This is a genomic window from Ruegeria meonggei (assembly GCF_900172215.1).
GTDB lineage: Bacteria > Pseudomonadota > Alphaproteobacteria > Rhodobacterales > Rhodobacteraceae > Ruegeria > Ruegeria meonggei.
The window spans coordinates 43,463-70,442 of record NZ_FWFP01000009.1 but is presented as its reverse complement, the minus strand read 5'-3'; the positions used below and the strand labels follow the sequence as shown (position 1 = coordinate 70,442).

At 58.8% G+C, this 26,980-nt stretch carries 27 protein-coding genes and 1 pseudogene; 13 read left to right on the top strand and 15 right to left on the bottom strand.

The annotated features are described in order from the left end of the window. Positions 1 to 50 precede the first annotated feature (50 nt). The 8 genes and pseudogenes from RUM8411_RS15145 to RUM8411_RS15115 all read left to right on the top strand — a co-directional run bounded on the left by RUM8411_RS15145 (position 51) and on the right by RUM8411_RS15115 (position 6,410). On the top strand, positions 51 to 1,283 hold the full coding sequence (locus tag RUM8411_RS15145) for an MFS transporter (RefSeq protein WP_085823566.1): 1,233 nt from the start codon (positions 51 to 53) through the stop codon (positions 1,281 to 1,283). A gap of 35 nt (positions 1,284 to 1,318) precedes the next feature. After that, complete coding sequence (locus tag RUM8411_RS15140; RefSeq protein WP_085823565.1) at positions 1,319 to 1,747, top strand: Lrp/AsnC family transcriptional regulator; 429 nt, start codon at positions 1,319 to 1,321, stop codon at positions 1,745 to 1,747. A 73-nt stretch (positions 1,748 to 1,820) separates the two neighbouring features. Next, positions 1,821 to 2,516 carry a lytic transglycosylase domain-containing protein gene (locus RUM8411_RS15135; RefSeq protein WP_306372862.1) on the top strand — a complete coding sequence of 232 codons (696 nt, stop codon included), beginning with the start codon at positions 1,821 to 1,823 and terminating at the stop codon, positions 2,514 to 2,516. Positions 2,517 to 2,585: 69 nt separating this feature from the next. Beyond that, positions 2,586 to 3,491 (top strand): annotated as a pseudogene (locus tag RUM8411_RS15130) (flagellar hook-basal body complex protein); the annotation flags it as partial. Then, complete coding sequence (locus RUM8411_RS23260; protein WP_370738041.1) at positions 3,465 to 3,614, top strand: flagellar basal body rod C-terminal domain-containing protein; 150 nt, start codon at positions 3,465 to 3,467, stop codon at positions 3,612 to 3,614. The pseudogene RUM8411_RS15130 and the gene RUM8411_RS23260, both read left to right, overlap by 27 nt. Before the next feature lie 33 nt (positions 3,615 to 3,647). Beyond that, positions 3,648 to 4,925: a flagellar hook-associated protein FlgK gene (flgK, locus tag RUM8411_RS15125; RefSeq protein ID WP_085823564.1), complete on the top strand. Its 1,278-nt coding sequence runs from the start codon at positions 3,648 to 3,650 to the stop codon at positions 4,923 to 4,925. Further along, the gene (locus RUM8411_RS15120; protein ID WP_085823563.1) at positions 4,906 to 5,319 is read left to right on the top strand and encodes a flagellin; all 414 of its coding nucleotides are present in this window, start codon (positions 4,906 to 4,908) and stop codon (positions 5,317 to 5,319) included. The genes flgK and RUM8411_RS15120 overlap by 20 nt, the downstream gene beginning before the upstream one ends. Beyond that, positions 5,316 to 6,410, top strand: coding sequence for a flagellar basal body P-ring protein FlgI (locus RUM8411_RS15115; protein ID WP_085823562.1), 1,095 nt, complete (start codon positions 5,316 to 5,318; stop codon positions 6,408 to 6,410). Before RUM8411_RS15120 ends, RUM8411_RS15115 begins: the two co-directional genes overlap by 4 nt. A 54-nt stretch (positions 6,411 to 6,464) precedes the next feature. On the opposite strand, the gene RUM8411_RS15110 is transcribed toward RUM8411_RS15115, so the two are convergent. The 8 genes from RUM8411_RS15110 to RUM8411_RS15070 form a co-directional block, all read right to left on the bottom strand. Further along, positions 6,465 to 7,109: a DUF1523 family protein gene (locus RUM8411_RS15110; protein ID WP_085823560.1), complete on the bottom strand. Its 645-nt coding sequence runs from the start codon at positions 7,107 to 7,109 to the stop codon at positions 6,465 to 6,467. A gap of 10 nt (positions 7,110 to 7,119) precedes the next feature. Continuing rightward, positions 7,120 to 7,386 (bottom strand): hypothetical protein, encoded by a 267-nt coding sequence (locus RUM8411_RS15105; protein ID WP_085823558.1) that lies wholly within the window; start codon positions 7,384 to 7,386, stop codon positions 7,120 to 7,122. A gap of 1 nt (position 7,387) precedes the next feature. Beyond that, complete coding sequence (locus RUM8411_RS15100) at positions 7,388 to 8,725, bottom strand: DUF6638 family protein (protein ID WP_085823557.1); 1,338 nt, start codon at positions 8,723 to 8,725, stop codon at positions 7,388 to 7,390. After that, positions 8,722 to 9,069 carry a hypothetical protein gene (locus RUM8411_RS15095; protein ID WP_085823556.1) on the bottom strand — a complete coding sequence of 116 codons (348 nt, stop codon included), beginning with the start codon at positions 9,067 to 9,069 and terminating at the stop codon, positions 8,722 to 8,724. Before RUM8411_RS15095 ends, RUM8411_RS15100 begins: the two co-directional genes overlap by 4 nt. An 18-nt stretch (positions 9,070 to 9,087) precedes the next feature. Continuing rightward, a complete protein-coding gene (locus RUM8411_RS15090; protein WP_085823555.1) occupies positions 9,088 to 9,438 on the bottom strand; it encodes a hypothetical protein in 351 nt (116 codons plus the stop codon). Continuing rightward, complete coding sequence (locus RUM8411_RS15085) at positions 9,435 to 11,366, bottom strand: AAA family ATPase (protein ID WP_085823553.1); 1,932 nt, start codon at positions 11,364 to 11,366, stop codon at positions 9,435 to 9,437. The genes RUM8411_RS15090 and RUM8411_RS15085 overlap by 4 nt, the downstream gene beginning before the upstream one ends. Positions 11,367 to 11,388: 22 nt before the next feature. Next, positions 11,389 to 12,507, bottom strand: coding sequence for a hypothetical protein (locus RUM8411_RS15080; RefSeq protein WP_085823551.1), 1,119 nt, complete (start codon positions 12,505 to 12,507; stop codon positions 11,389 to 11,391). A 277-nt stretch (positions 12,508 to 12,784) separates the two neighbouring features. Further along, positions 12,785 to 13,864, bottom strand: coding sequence for a coiled-coil domain-containing protein (locus RUM8411_RS15070; protein ID WP_085823548.1), 1,080 nt, complete (start codon positions 13,862 to 13,864; stop codon positions 12,785 to 12,787). A gap of 269 nt (positions 13,865 to 14,133) precedes the next feature. Here RUM8411_RS15070 and RUM8411_RS15065 point away from each other — a divergent pair, with 269 nt between their 5' ends. From RUM8411_RS15065 to RUM8411_RS15055, 3 genes are all read left to right on the top strand, one after another. After that, positions 14,134 to 15,609, top strand: coding sequence for an NAD-dependent succinate-semialdehyde dehydrogenase (locus RUM8411_RS15065; protein WP_085823547.1), 1,476 nt, complete (start codon positions 14,134 to 14,136; stop codon positions 15,607 to 15,609). 136 nt (positions 15,610 to 15,745) lie between these two features. Further along, positions 15,746 to 17,929, top strand: coding sequence for an esterase-like activity of phytase family protein (locus tag RUM8411_RS15060; protein WP_085823546.1), 2,184 nt, complete (start codon positions 15,746 to 15,748; stop codon positions 17,927 to 17,929). A 228-nt stretch (positions 17,930 to 18,157) separates the two neighbouring features. Beyond that, positions 18,158 to 18,904, top strand: a complete 747-nt coding sequence (locus tag RUM8411_RS15055; protein WP_143534917.1) for a hypothetical protein — start codon at positions 18,158 to 18,160, stop codon at positions 18,902 to 18,904. A 198-nt stretch (positions 18,905 to 19,102) separates the two neighbouring features. Here the strand turns inward: RUM8411_RS15055 and RUM8411_RS15050 are convergent, their stop codons facing one another. The 6 genes from RUM8411_RS15050 to RUM8411_RS15025 all read right to left on the bottom strand — a co-directional run bounded on the left by RUM8411_RS15050 (position 19,103) and on the right by RUM8411_RS15025 (position 25,315). Beyond that, the gene (locus RUM8411_RS15050) at positions 19,103 to 19,570 is read right to left on the bottom strand and encodes an Hsp20 family protein (RefSeq protein WP_085823543.1); all 468 of its coding nucleotides are present in this window, start codon (positions 19,568 to 19,570) and stop codon (positions 19,103 to 19,105) included. A 122-nt stretch (positions 19,571 to 19,692) separates the two neighbouring features. Continuing rightward, entirely contained in the window at positions 19,693 to 20,508 is an 816-nt protein-coding gene (locus RUM8411_RS15045) for a trypsin-like serine peptidase (RefSeq protein WP_085823542.1), read from the bottom strand. Continuing rightward, on the bottom strand, positions 20,505 to 21,296 hold the full coding sequence (locus RUM8411_RS15040) for a trypsin-like serine peptidase (protein ID WP_085823541.1): 792 nt from the start codon (positions 21,294 to 21,296) through the stop codon (positions 20,505 to 20,507). Before RUM8411_RS15040 ends, RUM8411_RS15045 begins: the two co-directional genes overlap by 4 nt. Before the next feature lie 118 nt (positions 21,297 to 21,414). Continuing rightward, positions 21,415 to 22,737 carry a glycolate oxidase subunit GlcF gene (glcF, locus tag RUM8411_RS15035; RefSeq protein ID WP_085823540.1) on the bottom strand — a complete coding sequence of 441 codons (1,323 nt, stop codon included), beginning with the start codon at positions 22,735 to 22,737 and terminating at the stop codon, positions 21,415 to 21,417. A 4-nt stretch (positions 22,738 to 22,741) separates the two neighbouring features. Continuing rightward, a complete protein-coding gene (locus tag RUM8411_RS15030; RefSeq protein ID WP_085823539.1) occupies positions 22,742 to 23,842 on the bottom strand; it encodes an FAD-binding protein in 1,101 nt (366 codons plus the stop codon). A 24-nt stretch (positions 23,843 to 23,866) separates the two neighbouring features. After that, complete coding sequence (locus RUM8411_RS15025; RefSeq protein WP_085823538.1) at positions 23,867 to 25,315, bottom strand: FAD-linked oxidase C-terminal domain-containing protein; 1,449 nt, start codon at positions 25,313 to 25,315, stop codon at positions 23,867 to 23,869. Between the two features lie 81 nt (positions 25,316 to 25,396). On the opposite strand from RUM8411_RS15025, the gene RUM8411_RS15020 reads away from it, so the two are divergent. After that, complete coding sequence (locus tag RUM8411_RS15020) at positions 25,397 to 26,107, top strand: DUF599 domain-containing protein (protein ID WP_085823536.1); 711 nt, start codon at positions 25,397 to 25,399, stop codon at positions 26,105 to 26,107. A 35-nt stretch (positions 26,108 to 26,142) separates the two neighbouring features. Beyond that, positions 26,143 to 26,490 carry a hypothetical protein gene (locus RUM8411_RS15015; protein WP_085823691.1) on the top strand — a complete coding sequence of 116 codons (348 nt, stop codon included), beginning with the start codon at positions 26,143 to 26,145 and terminating at the stop codon, positions 26,488 to 26,490. A 3-nt stretch (positions 26,491 to 26,493) separates the two neighbouring features. On the opposite strand, the gene RUM8411_RS15010 is transcribed toward RUM8411_RS15015, so the two are convergent. Then, a complete protein-coding gene (locus RUM8411_RS15010) occupies positions 26,494 to 26,979 on the bottom strand; it encodes a flavodoxin family protein (protein WP_085823535.1) in 486 nt (161 codons plus the stop codon). Position 26,980: the final 1 nt, after the last annotated feature.

Below are 26,980 nucleotides of genomic sequence, written 5' to 3'. Positions count from 1 at the left end.
GCCCCCGGTACAGAACCCGTGCCGGATTGGTCAAAGGAAACCCACACCGGATGCTGAGCGTTTTACAGAACCGCACGTATCGCCATTTGCTGGCGGCTCAGGTCGTGGCGCTGACTGGCACTGGCCTCGCCACGGTTGCGCTGGGACTGTTGGCCTATCAGCTGGCCGGAGACGCCGCTGGGCTGGTTCTGGGCACCGCGCTGACGATCAAGATGGTGGCTTATGTGGTCATTGCGCCCATTGCGGCCGCACTGGCCGAGCGTGCCGACCGGCGCCGGATGCTGGTGGCGCTGGATGTGGTGCGCGCGTTGGTGGCAATGTGCCTGCCGTTTGTGACCGAGATCTGGCAGATCTATGCGCTGATCTTTGTGCTGCAATCTGCCTCTGCCGGATTTACCCCGGCGTTTCAGGCGACGATCCCGGACGTTCTGACCGACGAGCAGGATTATACCAAGGCACTGTCCCTGTCGCGGCTTGCATACGACATGGAAAGCCTGCTCAGCCCGATGCTGGCCGCCGCACTTTTGCTGTTTGTCAGTTTTGACAACCTGTTTTGGGGCACCGGCCTGGGTTTTGTCGCCTCGGCCCTGCTTGTGGTGTCAGTGGCGCTGCCCTCACCCCAGTCCACAAAGCGCCGGGGCATCTATCAGCGCACTACCCGCGGTGTTCGCCTGTATCTGGCCACGCCGCGCCTGCGCGGGTTGCTGGCGCTCAGCTGGGCAGCGGCGGCGCTCAGCGCGATGGTCATCGTCAACACCGTGGTCATCGTGCGCACCGATCTGGGCCTTTCGGCAAGCGCAGTTGCCATTGCGCTGGCCGGGTTTGGTGGCGGTTCAATGCTGGCGGCCCTGATTCTGCCCCGCCTGTTGGGCAAGTACAAAGACCGGCGCGTTATGCTGAGTGGTGCGATCTTCGGCACCGCGTCCATGGCCATGTCGTCCACGGCCTTTGCGCTTACGTCGGTCTCACTGACCGGGCTGACATTGCTCTGGGCCTGTGTCGGGTTTGGCTATTCCGCAACGTTGACGCCTTCGGGCCGATTGCTGACCCGCTCGGCCCGCCCCGAGGATCGCCCTGCGGTTTTTGCAGCACAGTTTACCCTGTCCCATGCCTGCTGGCTGGTGCTTTATCCGCTGGCGGGCTGGATCCTGACACAAACCGGCACGGCGCAGACACTGGCCTGGATGACTTTGGCCGCCGTACCCGGCCTTGTCGCAGCGACGCTGATCGCGCCAGGCACTGACCACAAAACAGTTTCCAAAGAACATCCCGACATCTCTTGAGCCCCCGGGCCTGTCTGCTCTACACCTTGGCTACCATGGATCAGTTAGACCGCCGTATCATCGCCGCCCTTCAACACAACGCCCGCGAGTCGACCTCGAAGATCGCGGCGAAACTGGGCGTGGCGCGCACAACCGTGCATGAGCGCATCCACCGGATGGAGGAACGCGGTGTGATCGCGGGGTATTCGGTGGTTCTGAGCAGCCCAGAAGATGCACCGCGCGTGCAGGTCGTTGTTCTGCTGGAAGTGCAGCAAAAGGAAACAACGCGCATCATCAAACGGCTCGAGGCCTATCCAGAGGTCAAGCTGTGCCTGTCGATCAATGGTGAGTTCGACCTGCTGCTGTCAGCCGAGGCCCCCCGGATCGAGGATCTGGATATTCTGGTCGACGAGCTGGCCAAGGTCCCCGGCGTGCTGCGCACCAATACAAGCGTGGTGTTTGGTCGGCGGATTGATCGAATCTGAACCGCCGCTAACCCTCTGTAAACCCAACTGCCCCTAGCGTGGCCGGGACTGATCAGAATCCCGGACCGGCAGAATGCCCCATCGCACGATCTTTGGAATGACATTCCTTGCGCTGCTGAATGCGCAACAGGGCTATTCCATGCCCGACGCCCGCGTGGCAGGTATCTGCGACACAGCCGCCCAGCGCGCCGCTTCGGCCGAGGGCGTTCCGCTGAATGTATTGCGCGCGATTGCGCGGGTGGAAACCGGGCGCACCCGGGATGGACGGCTGGAACCCTGGCCCTGGACAATCAATGTCGAAGGGCAGGGATATTGGTTCACCTCAGAGTTCGAAGCAAAAACCTATGTCTTCAACATCTTCAAAGCGGGCAAACGCAGCTTTGATATCGGCTGCTTTCAGATCAATTACCGCTGGCATGGCAAGGCGTTTCGATCCATCGACGCCATGTTCGACCCGGACGAGAACGCGACCTATGCCGCCCGGTTTCTGACCGAGCTGTATGCGGAACTGGGATCGTGGCCTGATGCCGTGGGCGCCTATCATTCCCGCACCCCTGAACTGGCCCACGCCTATTCCGGCCGGTTTCAGTCAGTGCTGGCCCAGCTGGACCATAATCTACCTGCTGCGACCCAGCCTATGACCCGCGATCCGTTCACTGCGACCTCTACACCTCTGATCCCGGTCATCGCCCCGCACACCGGCACCAGTGTGTTGGGGTCGCTGGTTCCGCCCGCGGACGCGGCCACCGCTTTTATCTCGTTCAACTAGGAGCTCTGCGTGCCCAAGATCGACGCCCGTTCCCTTTTCTCTCTTACTGTTTTGCTGGCGCTGGCGTTGATGACGGTCATTGTGATGATGATCCTGCCGATGCCCGCTTGGGTGCTGGATATGGGCCTTGCCACATCCTTTGCGCTGGCGATCCTGATCTTCACGCTGACGCTGTTCATCGAACGGCCGCTGGATTTTTCGTCCTTTCCGACGATCCTGCTAGCCTCGCTGATGTTGCGGCTGTCGCTGAATGTCTCGTCGACCAAGTTGATCATCGGACAGGGGCATACCGGCCCTAACGCCGCCGGGGATGTGATCGAAGGTTTTGCCGAGTTTGTCATGGGCGGCAGCGTCTTTCTGGGGCTGGTTGTGTTTGGCGTGCTGCTAATCGTGAACTTCATGGTCATCACCAAAGGTGCTGCGCGTATGGCCGAAGTCGGTGCGCGCTTTGCGCTGGACGGGATGCCCGGCAAGCAGCTGGCCATTGACAGCGACATGTCCGCCGGGGCCATCGACCACCAGCAAGCCAAGGAGCGGCGCGAACGGGAACAGCAAGAGACGACCTTCTTCGGTTCGCTGGACGGGGCATCGAAGTTCGTCAAAGGAGATGCAGTGGCCGGCTTGCTGATCACGCTGCTGAATCTGGTGATGGGTCTGATCATGGGAGTGATCGTGCACGGGATCACGCAATTGTCTGACACGTTTGCACCGGTGTCGATTACGCGCGACGGCTCGGCCGTCGGAACCATGACCAGTGTTCAGGTCGACGAAAACGGCTATGTCTACGCGTTTTATGATACTGGCGTCAGTCGCCGTATGTTCCAGATTCCTCTGGCTGATGTGCCAAACCCCAATGGTCTGACAGCACTGGACAGCCAGACCTATGCGCCATCGCGGGAAAGCGGCACGTTCTTCCTGTGGAACGCGGGCGAAGGCCCGACGGGGGATTTGATTTCCTTTGCGCGCGAGGAATCCACCACCGATGTGGCTACTGAGCTCACCTCGATGATTCAGACTCAACGCGCTTACTCTTCCAGCGCCAAGGTGATCCAAACCGTGGATGAGATGCTTCAGGAAACAACCAATATCAAACGCTGATTTGGGATCTGACCCAGGAAGGGGACCTGCCTCATGAACATGTCGACAGCATTGAACAACGCTCTCAGCGGATTGACTGCTGCCAGCCGTGGTGCATCGGTTGTGTCGGACAATATCGCCAACGCACTGACGCCCGGCTATGCGCGCAGGTCTCTGGAACTGACAACAAACGCGATCACAGGCAATGGCGTGCGTACGGCCGGTGTGGTCAGACACCAGAATCCGATTCTGGCCGCAAATCGCCGCACCACCGATGCTGATCTGGCCCATCAAACCGCGCTGTCCAATTTTCATACCCGGCTGGAAGGCCTTGTTGGATCTGCGGATGATGCGACTTCGCTGGCCACACGTCTGGCGGATTTTGATGGCAGCCTGATTACGGCCGCAAGCCTGCCCGACTCGGCCGAGCGGTTGGATCAGGTCGCCCGCACAGGCCGGGACTTGGCAACGGGCCTGAACGCCGCGTCCGAGGGGCTGCGGCAGGTGCGATCAGACGCGGATCGCGCGATCGGCAAGCAGGTGGATCGCCTGAACCAGACCCTCAAGGATATTGAGGAACTGAATGCCAGACTGCCAGCGATCAAATATTCGGGCGGCGATATCAACGCGTTGCTGGACCAGCGACAGGTGCTGATCGATCAGGTTAACGAACTGGTGCCGGTGAACGCCGTGCCCCGCGCGAATGATCAGGTCTCACTCTATTCAGACGGCGGCTTGATCCTGTTGGAAAGCACCGCCGCGGAATTCTCGTTTACGACAACCGGCGACACCAAACCGCATATGACTGTGGCAAACGGGTTGCTCTCGGGGCTGGAAATGAATGGCAACCCTGTGCGCACCAGCGGCGACAGTGCCCAGATCAGGGGCGGCTCGCTGATGGCACAGTTCCAGATCCGGGATGAGCTGGCCGTCGAGACCCAAACCCATCTGGACACTGTAGCCCGTGACCTGATTGAGCGTTTTGAAACCCCCGGCCTGGACCCGACGGCACTGGCAACCGACCCGGGGGTGTTCACGGATGACGGCAACCGCTTTGACGTGACCGCGCCGGCCGGGCTGGCGTCGCGTATCAGCCTGAACACGGTTGTTGACCCGGATAATGGCGGCGACAGCTGGAAACTGCGGGCAGGGCTAGGGGCACTCGCCCCTGGAGACCCGGGCAACGCCATGCAACTGAGGGCCTTTGGTGCCGTACTAAGTGACGCGCGACCGGTTGCAAGTTCAAGTTTTGGCACCGGCAACATGCGCGCGGCCGACCTAACCGAGGCGCTGCTGTCAAAGGCTGGCAGCAATGCGCATATCCGAAAATGAAAGCGTCACCATCCCCCTTACCGCCACGGATCCCGCTTTGAAAACGGCCTTGCGGGATATCGCTGTCGCGGCCGTGGTGTCGGACACGGCTCTGGCCGTGCCGTCCGATCAACGCACAGCGTTGTTCACTCAACTGGGTGTTGACCTGGCCAACACCCAAAACGACACCGTGAACCTGCGTGCTTTGGTAGGATTTGCCGAGGCCCGGATTGAACAAGCCGCAACGCGCAACAGCGCCGCGCGCACAAGCCTGGAATTCAGCCGGAACGAACTGTTGGCAGCGGACCCCTACCAAACCGCGGCACAACTGCAGACCGTCCAGTTCCAGTTAGAAAGCCTGTATTCCGTAACCGTTCGTAACGCGAACCTGTCGCTGGTGAATTTCCTGAGATGAGAGTTCTTGTTTTTCTTCTGATGTTGCTTCCTGGCCTGGCCTCCGCCGGCGCTATCCGACTGAAAGATCTGGTGGACTTCGACGGAGTCCGCGGAAACGATCTGGTCGGTTACGGTCTGGTAGTAGGGCTGAATGGAACCGGTGACGGGCTCAGGAATTCGCCTTTTACCGAAGAGATCATGTCCAACATTCTCGAAAGGTTGGGCGTCAACGTCAACGGCGAGGATTTCCGCCCCAAAAACGTGGCCGCCGTTCTGGTGACTGCAAGCCTGCCGCCTTTTTCGCGCGTTGGCGGCCAGATCGATGTGACCGTCTCTGCCATCGGCGATTCCAAAAGCCTGCTGGGCGGAACCCTTATCATGACCCCACTCAATGCCGCAGACGGGCAGATTTATGCTGTGTCACAGGGCACCGTGCTGGCAGGCGGTGCCGTAGCCGAGGGTGAGGCCGCATCGGTTGTTCGCGGCGTGCCGACCTCGGGCGTTATTCCCTCTGGTGCCCGGGTCGAGCGCGAGATTGAGTTTGAATTGTCAAACCTGACGCAAATGCGATTGGCCCTGCGCGAACCTGATTTCACAACCGCCGGTCGTATCGAAGTTGCGATCAACACCGAATTCAACCGGACCGTGGCCATCATGCGGGATTCCGGTACCGTGGAACTGAACATTGCGGCAACACAGGCCGTTTCAACTGCTCACGCCTTGGGGCGGATCGAGAATATACTGGTTGAACCGGAATCCAAAGCGCGCGTTGTCGTCGATCAACGCTCAGGCACGATTGTCATGGGCCAAGAAGTCCGCATCTCACGCGTTGCGGTGTCTCAGGGCAACCTGACCCTGACTGTTGAAGAGGCACCAATCGCCGTCCAACCGAACCCCTTCGCGCGGGGCGAAACCGTGGTCGTGCCCAGAACCATTGCCGGTATCGAAGAAGAGGAAGGCACCGGATTGGCTGAAATACCCGAAGCAACCACCTTGTCCGAGGTTGTGGCCGGGCTGAATGCGCTCGGGGTATCGCCCCGCGACATGATCGACATATTGAAAACAATCAAAGCCGCGGGCGCGCTGCATGCTGAATTCATAGTTCGGTGATCGGACCAAGGGCCCGGTCAGTTCCAAGTCTGGATCAATGACCGCGCGGGATTTTCACTTTGATTTCCAGCTGTCCAGCCAGCGTCTGAATTTGCTGCCCCGCTCTTCAATCGCGTCACCGGCGGCGTAAAACCCGTCTTCGACACTTTCCAACACCGGATCGATACGCCGCTGACGGAACCGGCGCCAGCGCACCCACAGCGCCCAGACGATGGCAAAGAAAACGGTCAGGAAGATTATGTTGAACCAGGGGATGATGCGCACATCAGGACCGTCGACTTGTTTGATGAAGACCGCATTGGGAAAGATCGACATGAACTCGTTGCGCCAGCCATAGTGGGTGACGACAACCCAGTCCGGATCATTCTTGTCAGAGATCGCGTCATTGGCTTCGGTATACAGGTTGGCTGTGTCAAACTTGAAATATGGCGGCCAACCCCAACTGGTGTCCTCGTTCCTGTAGACGATCGGCTTGCCGTTTGCGCGCACCGCCTGAATGAACTGGACATCCCGGTTGGATAAGCTGGTCGACTGGTCATCAGGTTCGGACCAGAAAATCCGGGTCCAATCGTTCAAATCCTGCCGCTCTTCATAGGTGTTAACAATGCGGACGATGTCACGCTGCGGCAAGGAATACTGCAGGATCACGGCAATCGTGCCCCAGAAAATCAGAATGAATGCCCATTTCAAATAGGCCATGCCGTAACCCTCACATATAGTTCACAATATAGATCAGCGCGCCAATCGCCAGCCAGGGCACAATGTAGACACCCAAGATCAGCTTGCGACGAAACGAATTGTCATAGACGTGAAGCCCGCGCGCGACAAAAGCTTCCTTGTTACCGGTTTTACCCTTCGCGTCCCACCAATCCGCCAGTTTGCGCCGACGAACGCTCCGCGAATACAGAGACAGCGCAAAATAGGCAATCGTCTGGACAACCAGTAAAATCAGAAACAAGCGTAGCGCTCCGAACATCTTAACCTTTCCTCACCGCACCCCAGGGGCCAACACGCGAAATCAGCGCCTCGCTGACGCGGTCGTCACCGCTCATGTCCGGCTCGTGCCCGAACAGCGCGGCGCGAGCGCCTGATTTGTCCACCTGATACTCGCGCGCAAGGAAGTCGGCAACATAGGCTTTTTTGGTCTCTGGCCAGGACGCATAGGTGCTGTAAAACAGTTCCTTGTGGCAGATGAACATCTGGCGCGGGTCCAAGGGCGCAAGCTCGGCCAGCAGCATGTTCACCAGATCGCGGTTCGGGGTATCGGCGGCGCGCAGGGTATAGAAGTAGGCCGGGTGATCCGAGGTGATACGCGGCCACTGCCCGCCATCAGTCGCCCAGCGCAGCAGCTGCGCCAATCCGTGATAGGCCTCGGGAAGATGCTCAGCGTGGTTGCGGGCCAGACGCCGCATGTCGCTGCGATCCAAAGCGCTGAGGTCGACGTCGGCATTTGCGGCAGCGTCGATAGTCAGGAAATCCATCTTTTGCCGCAGGATCGCGGCGGCATCCACGCCGCGCGCTTTGACGATGGGTTCGACCAGATCGTTGTAATCCAGGAACTTGGCAATCTGGTTCCTCTGCGAGGGGTCAAAGGTGTATTTGATCGGCAGATCATCGGGCTTTTCACCCATGCAGATCGCAGCCGGGTGGTCCATGTCCGGGAACAGATACAGCCCGCCAAAATGCGCCGTCCAGAAGTTGCGCTGCTCGAAGGCGGTGTGGTGCGGACGCACCGGGTTGCGCGTTACGTCGCCGGTTTCCTTTGCCGTTTCGATCATCCGGGCGATCAGCACGTCATCAAACCAGGCGTCTTCTTCGGATTTGAATTTTTCGACCATGCCCGCCAATTGTTGAGCTTTGCGCAGGGTGCCGCCTGCGGTGTCGACTTCAACCTCGATCTTGTGCAGGTTGAACAGATCGCGCGGGGTGCTGAGTTTGATGACCGAGTTCACCAGCTCTCCGGCCACTGCATCGGTGGCGGTCAGGGCGAACAGCTGCGCCTCGTTCATTTCGATAAATTCGCGCAGGATATCGCGCGAGGTCGAGAATTTGACGTTCAGCAGCGGCGCGCGTTTCTGCTCGGTTGTCAGCAGGATGAACTGCCGGTTGACCCCGTTGGGGTTGAGGTAGAGCTCATCCTCCAACTCAATCCCCACCTCCGGCGAATAGCCCGAGATATCGACGTGGAAATCTGTCAGCGCCGTGGTCTTGTCCGCAAGATGTTGCAGCGCGCGGTTATACCGCTCGACCAGAGCCGGGCTGGAGATGTGGACGAGATTGCCAAACATCAGGCCTTTTTCGATGAGGCGGATCATTGTGTATTACCTGCCCTACATGCGGAAAAAAAGAAACAAAAACAAACGAATGGAACAGCAACTGTCAGGGATCTGAGTGCCAAGAACGCCATCGCTTCGACATACATAGCAAATGTTGTTTCGCCACCAATGACCCAATTTAGCCCATCGAAGAAATAGGAAATTAAGAAACTAACAAAGACGGAAAGGCACACAAGGGCCATTAGCGAGGTCAATAAGCCAGCTGTTTTAGAAACCTCCCGGGTCTTTGTTTTCTTGCCCTGTTTCCATGCTATCGCTCCACCAACCCCTGAGCTTAGGATAGCGACTAACGCAATCATACCTATCAATGCTAATGCAATCATTGTCTCCTATTCCCAGCCTCAGCGCTGCTCCAAATTATCGCGAGAACTCACTATTCGCGCACGCGTCAACCCAAAGCTGATGGCTGCAATCAACGTAGCCGGTATGAACCAGATGAACGCATTTTTTAGGAAATACGTTGGCATCTGTCCGGGGCCAAAAGCGTGCAGCAAGGACTCCGCATTGTCCAATGAAGCGCCGTTCATCCAAATCTCAAACAGCGAACTCCATACATAACAGATCGCAAAAATGATCAGGCAAAGCTGCGCGAATGAGGAAAGTTTACCTGGCCGCCTTCGGGCCATAGCGATCCCGAAAAAGATACAGGCCGCGATCAATGTGGCGAGGATGAGAAAAAGTCCTCCAGTCACCCCTTCCCCTCCAGATACCGCCGCTTGGCCTCTTCCATCCGGCCCATCTCACGCACCGCGTTTTCTATGGCGACCTCGTCGCTCTTGTCGGCATAGCGGAACTCGCTGTCGGCGTAGCGGTTGATCTCTTGGATTACCATTTCCACCGTGATCGGCTGGCGCAGGTCCTCGATCATGGCCTTCTTGGTGTCGTAGTCGCGGGTCAGGAACAGGTCGGGGTTTTCCATCCATTCGTCGGGCAGCTCAAAGTCCATCGCGCGAACCTTGACCGCGTCGGTGATGTTCTTGATCGCGCGACCAGTGAACCGTTCATCCGCCTGCTGGATCGCCTTGAGATAGGTACCCATCTTGGCAATCGTATCCATCTGGCCGATATCGCCGGACACCCGGTCATAAACCTGCAGCAGAGCGTCCTCATGCGGGCGGGAATGGCTTTCGAAACTGGCGGCGACGGCCTTTTTGATCTCTTGCGCTGCATACGCTTCGTGTTCGCCCAGCGGAATGCCGTGGTTGCGGCCCATCAGCAGGTGCAGGATGTCGATGTAATCCTCGCGCGTTTGCGGCCCGTCCACCAGGAACCGCGCACCCGCCCGCTGACGCAGGGCGTCGTCCACATTCTCGGGGTAGTTCGAGAACATACCAAAGGTGCAGTTGCCGCGCACGACGGTGTTGGCGCCGGCAAAGCTCTCCATCAGTACGGCGGTGATTTCCAGTTGCCCGGCTGACGATTGCCTGTCACCGCGCTTGCCCGCCAATTGGTCAATGTCGTCAATGGTGCCAAAGCCAATGACCGAAGGGTCGAGGATCGTGTTGATAAACGCCTTGGCGTTTTGGCCGGACTTGCCCTGATAGCTGTCGATATTGTCGGTGCTCAGGTTCTGATAGCGGAACGGATAACCCGCGTTGTGGCAATAGTCGTTGATCAGCCCGGCCATCATCTGGATCAGGGTAGTCTTGCCGGTGCCCGGTTTGCCATCGCCCATGAAGGTGAAGATGAACCCGCCGAGTTCGGCGAACGGGTTCAGGCGGCGGTCGAAGTCATAGGCCATCACCATTTTGGCCAGCTTCATTGCCTGATACTTGGCGATGTGGTTGCCGACCACTTCGTTCGGTTTCTTGAACGTCATGGTGAGCGTGGTGGATTTCGCCTTGGAGGCCGGCTCAAAACCCCGGATCGTCAGATCATCGGCCTCGATATGCCAGGCGGCATTCTGGAACGGGGCCAGATGGCCCGCCGACTGCGCACGCAGGGCGGCCTTGTCCATCAGTTGTTCCGCATAGGCGCTGGTGGCGGCGATCAGATGCGCATCGTCGGAGGCATGTTTGGCTAGTGTCTGGTCCAGCTCCCACAGCGCGCCGTGCAGGGCAAGCTGGCCGTTATCAGTCAGGACCTCTTCGATCTCACCGATATCGACGGTGGTTTCGCCTAAGTGAGAGGACATCAGATAGGCCAGCGCATTGCTAAAGCTATGGCAGGTTATCAGCGCCTCAGCCGTCAACAGTTCCGAGAACTCAGTCTTGCGCGCAGCAGGCAGGTCACCTGCCAGATTGGCGCGTTTCAGATCGGCTAGCGGGGTCTGTTCCGCATAGGCTTCGGCCACAGCCAGCGCGATGGCGATGGCGCGGCGGATCGCCTGCTGCGTGGTGGCCTGCGGGGGCGACACCAGCGTATCGCCATCATCCGAAGCCTCGATCCGCTCCACCAGATGCACCCCGTCGGCGCGCACGGTGCGTCGCGTCACCAACCCCGGCGTGGTGGACCGGAACCGCCGTCCTGTCGACACACCCGGGGACCGTTCTGTCGTCACCGCAACGGCCTTGGCAATCCGCGGTGCATGATCGAACCCGTTTAGCAGAGCAGTGGCCGCCGGGTAGTGCTTGCGAATGTCGCCTTCGCGCAATTCCATCTGATCTGACGTCAAGCTCATCTCAAAATCGCCTTTTCTTTGTTCAATATCGCAGCACCTGCCCGGTTTTGCTGACGACAAACTTTTGCACATCACCAAAGCCCGGTGGATTTCGTTCAGCCAGCACCTGAAACGGGCGTTGGGGCAGGATGATCGACCGCTGGGTCCGCGTTGCCCCGGTTTCTGCCCCTTGCCCGCCGAACGGGTCCAGTGCGAAGACCTCGCGCTCGACGGTCGAGAACCAGCCGGCGCGTTCTTCGACAACCTCGGCGCTGTCCAATTCCTCCATGGTCCAGGCCAGAGCCCAGTCCTGACCTTGTGGGGCCTGGGCGTCTTCCAGCACTTGCCGCAGTGGTCCGGATTGCTCGGTATAGGCCGAGGAATACATCGGCCCCACATGGATGCGGCGTAGGTGTTTGGGGTGCAGGTCGTCGAAATCCTGATCAAACCCTTTCGCGATCGTCACCAGTTTAAGACCGCCCAAGGACTGCGCCATCAGATGTGCCTGTACTTCGGGCCAGCGGCGTTGGTCTTTCGGCAATGCGGTCTTGCCGCTGTCCTCCAACTGCATCAGGTAGATGACCGGCAGGTTAATCTGGCTGTCATAAACCGCCCAGTGGATCATGAACTTGCGCCGCTCGCCCTCATTTCCGATCCAGTGGCATTCGGGATCGTTGCGGGCCCAGAACAGCTCACCCTTCAACAATTCCTCGTAATAGAGCCTTTGAGAAAGCGCGAATTGCAGCTTGGTGGGGATTTCCCGGTCGCCAATGATGGTCCGCACCATGTCGGTTTTCAGGTCGTCTTCGGACGGCATATTCGCCAGATGCACCTGCGCCTGCTGCGCGTCATTGGCCATGGTCAACAACTCAGCAGCCACCGGAAACCCGCTGTCGCGCTTGTCCATGGCGAGGCTGCCAAAGAACCGCCCTGTATCGCGCCCGACCAGCAGGTATTTCATGCTGAGCGCCCGGAACGTGTAGAGCAGCCCCGAGAGGTAGCGCGACACAATCCGCACCTCTTGTTTCGAGATCGCGCCCTCCGCCTCCATCGTCGCTGCCACGCGCAGGAGGTGGACAGTGATCACCTCGAATTTGCGGAAATAGCGGCGCGAGGCGAAGGTGTCGGTCAGGCCGACATGGTCTTGGGTGGGGTCACTCATAAACGGTTCCCAAACCTATCGAAAAGCCATGGACGATGTTTCTTTTCGATTTTCAGCATTTCTTCTTTGAGCATCCTCACCGAATACAGAAGTAGCCAAAAGCTACCGAGTGCAACGGATATGCCCACTAGCTGGAAGAGGAAATCGTATTCACCCAAAAACCTTTGAGTTACGAAAAATACGAAAAGCATCGCTCCAACTATGCACCCGAACATCGCTAGCAGCTTGAGGAGCAGAATGAATACGTCTTTCGTCACGTCAAATCTCGCCGACTACCTCAGCCCCCATACAAATTCTTATCATGCTTCTCGACAATCGAGGCAAACCGGCGGGCAAAGCGTTCATCCGCCTTGGCCTTTTTTTCCAGCACGTCGCGGGCAAAGACCATGTGGTCCTCATGCGCCTCGAGCATGTCGGCCATTTTCTGGTTGGTCGCGGTGCCGATGGCGGCCATGGCGGTCTGCGCCTCTTGGTCGGTCTGCACGCCGATCTCGTTGATGCGGTGGGCCACGTCCTGCTGCTGCGCGGTTTTCAGCGATTTGGTCAGGGCATCATACAGCACCACGCGTTGTTGTGTGTCTGTCTGCAGTTTGTTGATCAGCACCATCTGTGTCGCCGCCTGGTTCTGCAGTGAATCGACCCAGGTCTTTCCCTTTTCGATATAGCGCTCCAGCGTTTGTGACTTGGCCAGCTTGACCTGCTCTTCCTGAACCTTGGCGTTGTATTGCTTGTTCAGCTCGGCCAGTTCGGTTTCCAACTGGGTGCGCGCGGCGGCGTCCTGTTCGACGCTGATCTTGTTCTCCAGCGTGATAATGGTTGGGTCCATGCCTTGAATCTCAACCCGCAGAGCCTCCAACTCGGCAACGGTCGCCTCACGGTCGTCCAGCGTACCGGTCAGGTTTTCTTCAACCTTGACGCGCTGTTCTTCCAAAACGGACAGCTGACCCTCCAGTAGCTTCACGATCACGTCGGATTTGGCGATCAGGTCCTGCAGCTTGTCATCGATATTGGCCGTGCGCATCCGTTCCTGCCGCATCGATTCAGATTTGCCTTTGGAAAAGATGCCAACAAAGCTCTCCCACCCAGATTTCGAGCGCATCTCGTCGAAATCCTTGGAAAAGGCGCTGGTGACGTCGTCCAGCCCCATGATCAGCTCAGCGATATTGGCGTTCATCACCTCGGTATGGGCATGCACGTCCTCAAGCGTGGCGTTTTCGATGTCGATATCGGCCTCGGCGGTACCGATCTTGGCGCGCGCAGCTTCGATCCGGCTGGTCAGCCCTTCGATCTGCGACTGGCTTTCGCGGACTTTGGTTTGCGTTTCTTCAATCAGCGCTTCAAATTGCTGGTTCGACATCTCTGCTGTCCCCTTTTTCGTTATTTACCCAATAAGATAGGGAATGTTACGTCCATTTACATCCCCTTGGGCTCAAAATTCCTGCGGACTCTGGCAAACTCATCAGCAAAATGAAAGCGCGTTTGCACAAGCGAATGGCGAAGTGTTGGCCGGATGCACAGGCGACATTTGATCAAATCTGGAGCGATCCGCGCAGCACAGTGGACATAGACAATCCGGGCGCCACCTGATTGTGTGCGCTGGACATCATTTCTGCCGGAGGCCGACCCATGCTGGACGCAACAACAGACCTGAAATCCATCCTGAAAAACCCTGATCTTCTGGTGACCAAAGCCTATGTCGGCGGGCAGTGGGTCGACGGCGATAACGGCACTTTCGCAGTGACCAACCCGGCGCGGGGCGATGTGGTGGCCGAGGTCGCAGACCTGAGCCGTGCACAGGTCGCCGGCGCGATTGCGCAGGCCGAAGCCGCGCAAAAGGAATGGGCCAAGCTGACCGGCAAGGAACGCGCTGTAATCCTGCGCCGCTGGTTCGATCTGATGATGGAAAACGCCGCGGATCTGGGCAAAATCCTAACCGCCGAGCAGGGCAAGCCGCTGGCCGAGGCCGTTGGTGAAATCGGCTATGGCGCGTCTTTCATCGAATTTTTTGGCGAAGAAGCCAAACGGGTTTATGGCGAGACTATTCCCGGCCATCAGCGCGACAAGCGGATCATGGTTCTGAAACAGCCCATCGGCGTTGCGGCTTCGATCACGCCGTGGAACTTTCCCAACGCGATGATTACCCGCAAGGCCGGGCCAGCGCTGGCGGCGGGTTGTGCCTTTGTTGCCCGCCCGGCGGCGGAAACACCCTTGTCGGCTCTGGTTCTGGGGGCTCTGGCCGAACAGGCGGGCATCCCGGCGGGAGTGTTCAATGTGGTCCCATCTTCCCGCTCCAGTGAGATCGGCAAGGAGTTCTGCGAAAACCCCGGCGTGCGCAAGCTGACCTTTACCGGCTCGACCGAAGTGGGGCGCATCCTGCTGCGACAGGCGTCGGAACAAGTGATGAAGTGCTCGATGGAGCTGGGCGGCAATGCGCCGTTCATCGTGTTTGACGACGCCGACCTGGACGCAGCCGTCGAAGGCGCGATGCTGTGCAAGTTCCGCAACAACGGCCAGACCTGCGTCTGCGCCAACCGGATTTATGTACAAGCCGGTGTCTATGATGCCTTCGCCGCCAAGCTGAAGGCCGCGGTCGAGGCGCTGCAGGTTGGCGACGGATTGGCTGATGGCACCACAACCGGCCCGCTGATCAATTCCGACGCCGTGGCCAAGGTCGAAGAACATATCAAGGACGTCACCGACAAGGGCGGCGCGGTTCTGACCGGCGGCTTACCCCATGATCTGGGCGGCACCTTCTTTCAGCCCACTATCGTGACCGGAGTGACTCAGGACATGTTGGTCGCCCAGGACGAGACCTTTGGCCCACTGGCCCCGCTGTTCAAGTTCGACGATGAGGACGACGTGATTGCAATGGCCAATGACACGATCTTTGGACTGGCCTCGTATTTCTATGCCAAGGACCTAAGCCGCGTCTACAAGGTGGCCGAGGCGTTGGAATATGGCATCGTCGGCGTGAACACCGGCATCATCTCGACCGAGCTGGGTCCGTTTGGCGGCGTCAAGCAATCCGGTCTGGGCCGCGAAGGCAGCCATCACGGGATGGAAGATTATCTGGAAATGAAATACGTCTGCCTGTCGGTCTGATCCATTGCGGCCATCGCCAAAGCGCGGTGGCCGGTCTTGTCCTCACGCTTGTCACAAAACTGCAGTCAAACTGTCACAACTGCGTAATGAACCCGGTCCATCCCCCTTGCATCCAAGTGAGAGAGGATAACTACCGATGTCATTGCGCTTTGCCTGCCTGACATCTGCCCTTGCCCTGACCGCCGGTCAGGCCGTGGCAGAGATGAACTTCAACCGTATTGCGTCCTTCCCCGTGGTCAAAAACATGGTCGAGGGCGCCGATACCAACCGCGAAACCTCGCCCGAGATCATCGCCGCCACAGCGGATGGCACGACGCTGGTCTATACCGACAGCCCGCTGGGTGCGATCGGTATGGTCGACATCACCGACCCTGCGAACCCGGCCCCGCTAGGCACGATGGATGTGGGCGGTGAGCCGACATCCGTTGGTATCATCGGCACGACGGCATTTGTCGGTGTGAACACTTCTGACAGCTACACCGCGCCTTCTGGCAAGCTGATCTCGTTCGATATCGCAGACAGGGCGGAAACCGGCGCCTGTGATCTGGGCGGCCAGCCCGACAGCGTCGCCATTGCCCCCGACGGCAGCTTTGTCGCCGTGGCTATTGAAAACGAACGGGACGAAGACCTGAACGGCGGGCTCATCCCGCAGCTGCCCGCCGGATCGCTTGCACTGGTGCCGCTGAAAGACGGCGCGCTGGACTGTTCAGCGATGAAAATGACCAGCCTGACCGGCCTGGCCCAGGTTGCCCCCACCGACCCAGAGCCCGAGTTCGTCGACATCAACGGCCTGGGTGAAACCGTCATCACCCTGCAGGAAAACAACCACATCGCGGTTGTCGACAAGAATGGCACCGTGATCAGCCATTTCTCAGCCGGAGCTGTTGATCTGGACGGCATCGACGCCACGGACGAACGCGGCGCGCTGATCTTTACCGAAAACCAACAGGGTCGCTTGCGCGAACCGGACGCGGTTAAGTGGATCGACGATGATCACTTTGCCACCGCCAACGAAGGCGATTACGAGGGCGGTTCGCGTGGCTGGACGATCTTCCACAAGGACGGCACAGTTGTTTACGAAAACGGCACCGCGTTTGAGAAAGCCATCATTCAGATCGGCCACTACCCCGACAAGCGCTCGGACAGTAAAGGCGTTGAGCCAGAGAGTGTGACCGCCGCGACCTTCGGCGACACGCCGATGATCTTTGTGGGGGCTGAACGTGCCTCGGTCGTGGGTGTTTATGACGCCACCGATCCGGCCCACCCGGTTCTGAAACAACTTCTACCGTCTGGCGTTGGTCCGGAAGGCTATGTTGCGATCCCGGACCGCAACCTGCTGATATCGGCTAACGAAAAAGACCTGATCGAAGATGGCGGTCCGCGTGCGCATGTCATGATCTATGAATACCAGGACGCCCCCGCCACCTATCCTCACCTGACATCGGAAGGCGCGGATGAGCTGATCGGATGGGGTGCCCTGTCCGGTCTGGTTGCTGATGAGGACGGCATGATCTATGCGGTGAACGACAGCTTTTACGGCTTCCAGCCTTCGATCTTCAAGATCGACCCCAGCCAGAAACCCGCCCGCATTGTGGATGTGATCCGCGTCCACCGTCAGGACGGCAACCCGGCGCAAAAACTGGATCTGGAGGGCATCACGCTGGATGGTAAGGGCGGGTTCTATGTCGCCTCCGAAGGGCGCACGGATCGTCTGATCCCACATGCGATCTATCACGTCGCAGCGGACGGCAAGATCAAGGACCGCAAAGGCGAGATCGGCCTGCCACCGGAACTGATGGCCGTCGAGAAACGCTTTGGTTTTGAGGGCATCACCCGCGTCGGCGACACCCTGTGGATGGCGGTGCAGCGCGAATGGAAGGACGATCCCAAGAACCACGTAAAGCTGGTCGCCTATAATCTAGACACTAAGGAATGGGGCGCCGTGCATTACCCCAAAGAAGAACCCGCCAAGGGCTGGATCGGCCTGTCTGAAATTGTGGCCTTTGGCGACTATGTCTATGTCATCGAGCGTGACAACCAGCATGACCACCGCGCTGTGACCAAAAAGGTCTATCGCATTCCGCTGTCGGACATGACGCCCGCGCCGCTTGGCGGCGATCTGCCCGTGGTCAGCAAGGAAGAAGTCCGCGACCTGCTGCCCGACCTGTCCTCAACCGGCGGTTACGTTCTGGACAAAATCGAAGGTCTGGCCATCCTGCCCTCGGGCGAAGCCTTTGTGATGACCGACAATGACGGCGTCGACGATGCCTCGGGCGAGACGATGTTCTGGTCCATCGGGTCGGTGACGGCCGGGAATTGATCAGCGTTCCAAACTGTGATCGGCCCCGCGCGAATCATGCGTGGGGTCTTTCAGTTTTCCCAGAGCCATTCCAAAAGGCGACTTATACACATTCACAAAGCAAACTAACTGAATAGTTTCAAATTAAAACCTCCCCAGAACAATAGGGAACCGCGTGTTTAAACAGAACGTTTTGCGGAAACAGATTATTGAGCTATCATTCTTCTGTTAGTTGTGGGGGAAGTTTCGGTGAACTTATCAAGAGTACTCATTGCGGCCAGTGTTTCGGCCTGTTGGGCTTTCAGCGCCCACGCGTTAACAATCGACGTGGTCGAGTATTCCGAGGCTTCTTACAACTCAATCTACGGATCGGGCTCTGGGATTTTAGAAGGGTTTGAAACGCATGGCGCCACCTACGGACAAGGTGAAGTTGCCAACGGTTTCTCTACTTCGGTTGGAACCTTCTCGACTCTGGGTGGCATCGGCTCGGGTGGCACGGTTTCCGGATTGCCGGGCAACAGTGGAAGTATGCTGGCCTTGCGAGAGGGAAACGTTTTTGGACGTGAAAACCTTTCTCCTAACGGCTCGTGGTTTTTGGACAGCAATGACACCTGGGGATTGAGCTGGGATGTGGCGCTTGCTGGTGGAAAAGCGTTTGATAAACTGACGTTTGCTCTGAGCGACGGCAGCGATGCTGGTGGCTTCCTTCGCATAACCGCAGGTGGCGAGAGCCATGAACTCCGTACTGATCGCAGATTGTCGGATGGCAACGTTAGGTTGGTTACAATTAATTTCGGGGCTCCGACAAAGACTGCCGGAATATCGCTGGCCAACTATACCGCGTTGGGTGGTGATGTCGCCCGTCGGAATGACGGCTTCTCGATCGACGCGATACAAGTGGCCGCTGTTCCCTTGCCTCCGTCGATTTTACTGTTGGGGGGCGCATTGTTTAGCTTGGGTTTCGTAACCCATCGCAGAAGAAAAGCCGCAGCTTGATACGCTCTGGGTAGTTCAACCGCTTTCACCTGCGTGAAAAATGGTTCTGAAAAAAGGCGTTCGCAATAGTGCGGGCGCTATTTTTTTGCCCGCCGCTCACCTGCTCTAAAAACAACGCCCCGCGTCTGGAGGAACGCGGGGCGTGTGGTGCGATAGCCCAGAGAGGAGAAGACTATCGCGGCGTGGTGATCGACCGCCTTAGTTCACGGCTTTGGCGTCAACCACATCCTTTTCAATGGCCTTGGACGAGGAAATCTCGATCCGGCGCGGTTTCAGGGCCTCGGGGACCTCGCGCTTGAGGTCAATGTTCAACATACCGTTTTCGTGGCTCGCGCCAGTGACGCGGACGTGGTCGGCCAAGGCAAAGCGGCGCTCGAACGCGCGGGTGGCGATGCCGCGGTGCAAATAGCTGCGCTCTGCGTCCTCGGCGGCTTTTTTACCAGCAACGATCAGTGCGTTTTCCTTCATTTCGACCGACAGATCGCTTTCCGAAAACCCGGCGACAGCAACCGAGATGCGATAGGTGTCGGCATCAGTTTTTTCGATGTTGTAAGGCGGATAGCTGGGCTGAGCCACGTCATTGGTCAAAACCCGATCCATCATGTCGGCGATCTGGTCAAAGCCAACTGTGGCGCGGTGCAGCGGTGCAAAATCAAATGTACGCATGTGTCATATCCTCATATCAGAGCGATGTACGGTTTTGCCCTCCGTTTGGACGGGCGGTGATGTAGCCGGGCCCCGTCTGTGGCGACCCGATACATTTCACATGGGTAGCTTTTTGGCCGAGTTCAAGACCCGCCGGAATTGATGAATTTCGCGCCCGTATTCGATTTACCCGATCCCACCTGCAAGCGGCGAATAGTGGCCTTGGGTTGGGGGGCATCGCGGCGTAAAATCGCCTTGAGTTCAGAAACGATTCCAAACAGTTCCATGCCAAATCCGGCTTTCCGGCCGCGATAGGCGCCCACGGCAGATACAACCGACAGTATTTGCCAGCGCGAGCCCTTTTTGGCCAACAGCGCCGAGCCGGATGAGCCATAAGTAATATCACAATTAAAGACGATCAGGCCTTGTTGACGGTCCAGGATATGACAGGACCGCTCACGCATGATCGCCTCGGAGCGACCGCGCCCGTACGAGGCCAGACTGACCTCGGCTCCTGTCACGCGGCCGCTGTACAACGCGAACGGGTTCGCCACGGTATACGGTATCGGTTGGTCCAACCGCATCAGAGCGACATCTGCCTGAACAGACTCGACCATCAATTCCGGGCGGTTGGTATACCCGGGATAGACCGCGATCTGAGTAACCTTGCGATCGGCCAGGGAAGTTCCGTCACTCAGGCCAGCCCGGAATGTCACAGTTTCAGGCGCATAGGGGTTCCCCGTCGCGCGATCCACCGCGCAATGAGCCGCCGTCAGAACCAGGTCCTGCGCAATCAAGGTGCCCGTACAAAAGCCCTGGTCGCCGATATCCAGGCGACCAACCGCTTCCCAGCCATAGAGATCATCCCGGTCCGTCAGTTTCCGCTTGTCACTTTGCGCGTGTGAGGCAAGTGGCAAGACCGTCAGGCACAGCAAAAAGCTTAATACAGACCGCATCATGGCTTGATAAACCGAGCGCCGATGTTTCGGCTTGTTCCACCTGGCGGGGCCGCCGCAGAAAATCCGCGTCCAGCGAGCAGTTCTGCCTCTAGTAATTCCAGCGAACCTTCTACTGCGGTTCCAACGGAGACGCGCTGCCCCTTATATTCAGCTTTGGCTGCAACAACCGACACGATGCGCGGGCGGTCGCCGTCAAAGGAAAAGACCGGAGCACCAGACGAGCCGAGCTCAACATCGCAGGACATCACCAGAACCTCTGTCCGGCGGGTGATGACCGAGCAAACCTCTTGCAGCGCAGGGGCTTCGGCCCGGTCATGCGCGTATGAGACGACGCCGACCTCTTCGCCCCGACGTGGTCGGGTGCCGGTTTCAAACGGAATGATCGCTGTATTTCGAATCGGCTGCCACAGCTCGATCAGCGCGATATCATTGCGCAGACCTGCGTTCGGGGTCTTGGTGTCATACTGGTAATCCGGATGGATGACGGCCTGTCGCGCCGCCCGATAGGCCGAGGCACGACCCAGACGCCACGCGGCCAGAAACTCGACCTGCGATAAGTCGATGTGCTGGCCCGTCACCTTGTCGTACAGACAATGGGCTGCGGTCAGAACAAGTGTGGGCGACACAAGTGTGCCGGTGCAAAACCCTGACCCATTTATGTTCAGACGGCCAACCGCCATCCATGCCCGTCCGGCATCGGTGGTGTCCAGGCTTTTCAGCCCGCTGTCCTGCGCCATGGCGGCCATCGGCGTTAAAGCCAGCGCTAAAGCCCTGATCCAGTTTCGCACGCAAATCTCCGGCGTTTCTGTTGACCTATTCTCCTATGTGTCGGGTAGGGCGAAAATAGGGCGCGTGTGCCGGAAATGGTTTCATGCGGTAACTGATGCAGCGCCGCATCAGCCGGTTTTACCTGAGGATCGGGACATTCGATGCGACAGTGCGATTCTGCTGCATTGCCGGGGGTTTGGGGCCACCAGTGGCCCAGTCCAGCAACTCGACCGTGTGCACAATCGGAACATCCGTGGCAGACCCGATCTGCATCATGCAGCCGATATTGCCAGCCGCAATCACATCAGGGTTCTTAGCCTCTAACGTTTTGACCTTGCGCTGTTTCAACTGGCCCGAGATTTCGGGCTGCATCAGGTTGTAAGTCCCGGCACTGCCGCAGCACAAATGGCTGTCGGCGGGTTCAGCCACTGTGAATCCGGCCTGTTTCAGCAGGTCCTTGGGATGGGTTTTGATCTGCTGCCCGTGCTGCAGGGAACAGGCCGCGTGATAGGCAACAGTCATGCCCTTGTCCGCGCCTTCAGGCAGGTCCAGCTGCACCAGCAACTCGCTGATATCCATGGCAAGGGCGGACACCCGCGCGGCGTCTTCGGCCAAAGGGCCATCGCGGAACATATGGCCATAGTCTTTCACAGTGGTGCCACAGCCTGAGGTGTTGATGACGATGGCGTCCAGACCGTCACCGTCCAACTCATTTATCCAGGCTCTAATATTGGCTATTGCAGCTTTATGGCTTTCATTCGACTTGCCCATATGATGGGTCAGCGCGCCACAGCACCCGGCCCCGTCCGCCACCACGACCTCGCACCCCGTCCGTGTAAGCAGGCGGATTGTGGCGTCGTTGATATCAGTGTTCAGCGCCTTTTGCGCGCAACCCGTCATTAGTGCCACGCGTTTGATGCGCGGGCCTTGGGGCGCAAAGCTTTGCGGGTCGTCATTGCGGCTGACGGGCGGGATATGTTTCGGCGCCATGTCCAACATCGCCCGCAATCGCGCATCCGGCATCAAATGCCGCAACGGGCGGCCCAGCTTTGCCCCGATCAGTGCCCAGCGGAACCGCATCGGGTAGGGCAGGATCTGTGCCAATACCCACCGCAGCGCCCGATCCGTGAAGGGGCGTTTGTAGTTCTCTTCGATGTATTCCCGCGCGTGGTCGACCAGATGCATGTAGTGCACACCCGACGGGCAGGTGGTCATGCAAGCCAGGCAAGACAGGCAGCGGTCGATATGTTTGACCGTTTTCGCGTCGGGGACCCGCTCATTCTCAAGCATGTCCTTGATCAGGTAGATGCGCCCGCGCGGGCTGTCCAATTCGTCGCCCAGCACCTGATAGGTCGGGCAGGTAGCGGTGCAAAAGCCGCAATGCACGCAGCTGCGCAAGATCTCGTTCGAGCGTTTGATCGCCGGGTCCTGCAACTGCTTTTCGGTAAACGTCGTTTGCATGTGCTTACCCCATCAGCCCCGGATTCAACAAACCGCGTGGGTCAAATTTGTGCCGAATTCCGTTTGTTAGAGCCTGAATAGGCGCAGCTTCAGGCTGAAACCGCCCTAGGGTTTCAGCCGTAGAGGCCTCTGCCCGGACCAGCGTTGCGTGACCTTCAAAAGCACCCAACCGGGCGCGCAGGTCGGTGCCATTGGGAACCAAAGCCCAGATCAGCCCCCCACCCCAGTCAAACAGTGTCTGCTTTGCCTCAAGACGCGCGGCGAGGTCAGGCGTGTCCGAGGGCTTGACTGAAATGCGCCAGACATCGCCGTCCTTGCCGTGAAACGCGGCGACGTCCCGTAGCGCCCGCCACAGAGCAGCGGAATCCGAGACCTCGGCGATCTCGCCGATACCCGCCAACACGGACTTCAACTGTTCGACGCGATAGGCCACTGACTCTGCGAACCCTTCGACCCGCAGCAGGGCTTGGCCGTCCTGCGGGTCATAGGCTGCGCCGCTGACCTCGAACGGGGATTTCAACGCCGCTGACAGCGCACGGATGGCGGTTGTGGTGTCCGGAACCTGGATGGCCAGCGTTGCCGAGACCTCGGGCTTGGGCAGAACCTTCAGCGACACCTCGGTCAGTACACCCAATGTGCCGCAGGACCCCGCCATCAACTTGACCAAGTCATAGCCGGTCACGTTCTTCATCACCCGGCCGCCGTTCTTAACCACCTGCCCGGTGCCATCGACAAAGCGCACGCCTAGCAGGAAATCGCGACAGGCCCCAGCCTGAATCCGGCGCGGACCCGAGATATTGGTGGCCACGACACCGCCAATGGTCGGCGTTCCTCCGGTGCCTAGTAAGCCCCGGTGATCCATGGGCTCAAACGCCAGTTGTTGCCCTTCCGCCTCTAGCGCGGCCTCAATCCGAGCCAGCGGCGTTCCGACCTGTGCCACGATGGTCAGAGCGCCGGGTTCGTACAGCGCTATGCCGCTTAAGCCTACGGTTTCGATTGTGGCTGCGGGTCCGGTTATGCCACGGGTGCCGCCACCAACAATATTTACCGGCTCGGTCAACCCGGCCACCATCTCGGCCAGCTCGGCTTCTGTCTCAGGTTTCATTTCAATTCTTCTTTGTTAGAGCCGTTATTCTGCAGCGATCTGCGCATCGCGGCGAGCCTCGGACACATCCAGCGGGAAGACTTTGGCTGGGTTCAGCAACCAGTTCGGATCGAACACATCCTTGACGGCCATCTGCGCCTCAAGGTCTGCGGGGTCATATTGATGGGTCATCAAATCTCGTTTTTCGATGCCCACACCATGCTCACCGGTCAGACAGCCGCCCACATCCACGCAAAGCCGCAGAATGTCAGCGCCAAACGCCTCGCATTTTTCAAGATCGCCGGGTTTGTTGGCATCAAACAGGATCAACGGGTGCATATTGCCATCACCGGCGTGGAACACGTTGCCCACAGGCAGACCGTAGTCTTCGCTCAGCTCGCCGATCCGGCGCAGCACCTCGGGCAGCGAGGACACCGGAATCGTGCCATCCAGACACATGTAGTCGTTCATCTGCCCCATCGCGCCAAAGGCGGATTTACGGCCCAACCAGATTTTCGCACTTTCCTCGGCCGACTGACTTTCGCGCAGCTCCACGGGGTTGTGGCGTTTGGCGATCTCGATGATCTTGGACAGTTGATAGTCGATCTCGGGCTCCGATCCTTCAACCTCAACGATCAGCAGCGCGGTGCAGTCCGGGTATCCTGCATGGGCAAAGTTTTCGCAGGCCTTGATGCACAGCGTGTCCATGAACTCGATCGCGACAGGCAGGATGCCTGACTTGATGATGTCTGACACACACTGCCCGGCGACCTCATTATCGTCGAACCCCATCAGAACAGGCCTTGCGCCTTCGGGTTTGCGCAGAATGCGTAGGGTGGCTTCGGTCACAACGCCCAACTGACCTTCGGAGCCACAGATTACCCCCAGCAAGTCCAGCCCGCCCGCATCCAGATGGGCACCGCCAATCTCGACCACGTTGCCATCCATCATCACCATCGTCACGCCCAGCAGGTTGTTGGTGGTCACGCCGTATTTCAGGCAGTGTGCACCGCCCGAATTCATCGCGATATTGCCCGCAATCGCACAGGCCAGTTGCGATGACGGGTCGGGGGCGTAAAAGAAGTCATCCTCTTCCACGGCCCCGGTGACGCTCTGATTGGTGCGACCGGTCTGCACGCGGATGAAGCGGTTGTCGTAGTCGACCTCCAGCACCTCATTCATCCGGGCGATGCCCAGAATCACGCAATCCGCCGTGGGCAGCGCCCCACCCGCCAGCGAGGTGCCCGAGCCGCGCGGGACCACCGGCACGCCCTCTTCATTGCAGATGCGCAGCACATCCGCGACCTCTGCCGTCGATGATGGCAAAACCGCCAGCATCGGCGGGCAGCGATAGGCCGTCAGCGCGTCGCATTCATAGGCGCGCGTCTCGGCCGGGTCGTGAATGACCGCGTCCTGCGGCAAGACTCGCAGCAGACGCGATACCACGGTCTGCTTGCGCGCCAGAACTTCGGGATTTGGCCGGGGCATTTCCATCGCTGATCCTCCGTTTGGTAAAATAATATTACCAATTTACCCATCTGGCAAGTTCCTATCTCTGCCCCTACTGTCGCACCCATGACCTGGATTGACCGCGCCCTGCTGTTTTCAACGTTGGATTACGCCGCTGTAGTGCTGCTGTTATGCGCCTGGCAGTGGATCGGCTGGCGGATCGAGCATCCATCGCCGGACAGGCAGTCTGTCTCGATGATGATGGACGATTTCCGCCGTTGCTGGATGCAGGAAATGGTCACACGGCAGCCCCGGATGTTCGACGCACAGGTTGTTGCGGCGATGCGGCAGGGCAGCACGTTCTTTGCCTCAACCACGATGATCGCCATAGGGGGTGGGCTTGCGCTGTTGGGCAATACTGAACGGCTGGCCGGGGTGGCCAGCGATCTGGCCATCGGCAGCGCCCCGGCACTGGTGTGGGAGATCAAGATCCTGGTCGTCATCCTGTTCCTGGCCAATGCGTTTCTGAAATATGTCTGGGCGCATCGCCTGTTTGGCTATTGCGCCGTCATCATGGCCGCAGTTCCGAATGAACCGGACGACCCGCTAGCTTATCCACGCGCGGCGCAGGCGGCCGAAATCAGTGTCACCGCCGCGCGCAGCTTTAACCGGGGCCTGCGGGCCACCTATTTCGCGCTGGCATCTTTGGCGTGGATACTGGGGCCAATTGCTTTGATTTTGGGAACACTAATCACCCTTGGCGTATTGTACCGACGCGAGTTTGCCTCGCAATCACGGTCGATCCTATTGACCCTTCCGCCCAACACAGAGACGTGATCCCCATGCATCCACCACGCTTCTATATTCGCGCAATGCGATATCTGATTCTCAGCGCCCTTCTGGCCACACCCGCCTTTGCCGATCCTTCCGTGATCGAGAACGTATCGGCCCGTCAGACTGGTGAGACATGGCGATTCGACGTGACCATCCGGCACCCGGATACCGGTTGGGATCACTACGCGGACGGATGGCGGGTTTTGGATATGAACGGGCAGGAACTGGGGATGCGGGTGCTGCATCACCCGCATGAGACCGAACAGCCCTTCACCCGGTCGCTTAGCGGCGTGGTCATTCCGGAAGGGGTGGGCCAGGTGCAGATTCAAGCGCGCTGCAATGTGGACGGCTGGAATTCCGACGCGACGGTCGTCACGCTGGAGTAACTTTCAGAACACACCCAAGCTGAGGCCCGCCGCCAGCGCGGCGCCGATCTCGCGGCATAGGGCCAATTGATCCTGCGGGATGGTCTTGTCGGCCAGAATCGCCTCGGGTGTTTGCGCGTGGGTGCAGATGATCAGCGGCGGCTGAACCTCTTTTAGCCGCCAGCCGGTGGCGATACGGGCGGTCTGACGGGCGGCGTTTTCGCCATCTGATCCGGCACAGACCATCTGGGCATAAGGGCGGCCTTCGATCTGCCCCAGCACCGGGTAATAGCATCGGTCAAAGAATTCTTTCATCAGACCCGAAATCGCCGCCAGATTCTCAGGTGCACAAAAGATGTAACCATCGGCGCGCAGCAAATCTTCGGGGCCTGCCTGATCAGCGGGTTTCAGGATGGCTTCGGCCTCATTCCGTGCAGCGTCTGCCGCAGCCTCGGCCATTTGCCGGGCTCCGCCGGTACGCGAATGGTAAACGATCAGTAACTGCGCCATG

Excerpts from the sequence above, each read along its gene's own strand:
- RUM8411_RS15020 (WP_085823536.1), top strand. The coding sequence starts at position 25,397 with ATGACCTGGATTGACCGCGCCCTGCTGTTTTCAACGTTGGATTACGCC.
- RUM8411_RS15115 (WP_085823562.1), top strand. The coding sequence starts at position 5,316 with ATGAGAGTTCTTGTTTTTCTTCTGATGTTGCTTCCTGGCCTGGCCTCC.
- glcF (WP_085823540.1), bottom strand. The coding sequence starts at position 22,737 with ATGCAAACGACGTTTACCGAAAAGCAGTTGCAGGACCCGGCGATCAAA.
- flgK (WP_085823564.1), top strand. The coding sequence starts at position 3,648 with ATGAACATGTCGACAGCATTGAACAACGCTCTCAGCGGATTGACTGCT.
- RUM8411_RS15025 (WP_085823538.1), bottom strand. The coding sequence starts at position 25,315 with ATGGAAATGCCCCGGCCAAATCCCGAAGTTCTGGCGCGCAAGCAGACC.
- RUM8411_RS15030 (WP_085823539.1), bottom strand. The coding sequence starts at position 23,842 with ATGAAACCTGAGACAGAAGCCGAGCTGGCCGAGATGGTGGCCGGGTTG.
- RUM8411_RS15110 (WP_085823560.1), bottom strand. The coding sequence starts at position 7,109 with ATGGCCTATTTGAAATGGGCATTCATTCTGATTTTCTGGGGCACGATT.
- RUM8411_RS15010 (WP_085823535.1), bottom strand. The coding sequence starts at position 26,979 with ATGGCGCAGTTACTGATCGTTTACCATTCGCGTACCGGCGGAGCCCGG.
- RUM8411_RS15145 (WP_085823566.1), top strand. The coding sequence starts at position 51 with ATGCTGAGCGTTTTACAGAACCGCACGTATCGCCATTTGCTGGCGGCT.
- RUM8411_RS15045 (WP_085823542.1), bottom strand. The coding sequence starts at position 20,508 with ATGATGCGGTCTGTATTAAGCTTTTTGCTGTGCCTGACGGTCTTGCCA.
- RUM8411_RS15070 (WP_085823548.1), bottom strand. The coding sequence starts at position 13,864 with ATGTCGAACCAGCAATTTGAAGCGCTGATTGAAGAAACGCAAACCAAA.
- RUM8411_RS15015 (WP_085823691.1), top strand. The coding sequence starts at position 26,143 with ATGCGATATCTGATTCTCAGCGCCCTTCTGGCCACACCCGCCTTTGCC.
- RUM8411_RS15060 (WP_085823546.1), top strand. The coding sequence starts at position 15,746 with ATGTCATTGCGCTTTGCCTGCCTGACATCTGCCCTTGCCCTGACCGCC.
- RUM8411_RS15120 (WP_085823563.1), top strand. The coding sequence starts at position 4,906 with ATGCGCATATCCGAAAATGAAAGCGTCACCATCCCCCTTACCGCCACG.
- RUM8411_RS15065 (WP_085823547.1), top strand. The coding sequence starts at position 14,134 with ATGCTGGACGCAACAACAGACCTGAAATCCATCCTGAAAAACCCTGAT.
- RUM8411_RS15140 (WP_085823565.1), top strand. The coding sequence starts at position 1,319 with ATGGATCAGTTAGACCGCCGTATCATCGCCGCCCTTCAACACAACGCC.
- RUM8411_RS15050 (WP_085823543.1), bottom strand. The coding sequence starts at position 19,570 with ATGCGTACATTTGATTTTGCACCGCTGCACCGCGCCACAGTTGGCTTT.
- RUM8411_RS15105 (WP_085823558.1), bottom strand. The coding sequence starts at position 7,386 with ATGTTCGGAGCGCTACGCTTGTTTCTGATTTTACTGGTTGTCCAGACG.
- RUM8411_RS15080 (WP_085823551.1), bottom strand. The coding sequence starts at position 12,507 with ATGAGTGACCCCACCCAAGACCATGTCGGCCTGACCGACACCTTCGCC.
- RUM8411_RS15085 (WP_085823553.1), bottom strand. The coding sequence starts at position 11,366 with ATGAGCTTGACGTCAGATCAGATGGAATTGCGCGAAGGCGACATTCGC.
- RUM8411_RS15100 (WP_085823557.1), bottom strand. The coding sequence starts at position 8,725 with ATGATCCGCCTCATCGAAAAAGGCCTGATGTTTGGCAATCTCGTCCAC.
- RUM8411_RS15095 (WP_085823556.1), bottom strand. The coding sequence starts at position 9,069 with ATGATTGCATTAGCATTGATAGGTATGATTGCGTTAGTCGCTATCCTA.
- RUM8411_RS15135 (WP_306372862.1), top strand. The coding sequence starts at position 1,821 with ATGCCCCATCGCACGATCTTTGGAATGACATTCCTTGCGCTGCTGAAT.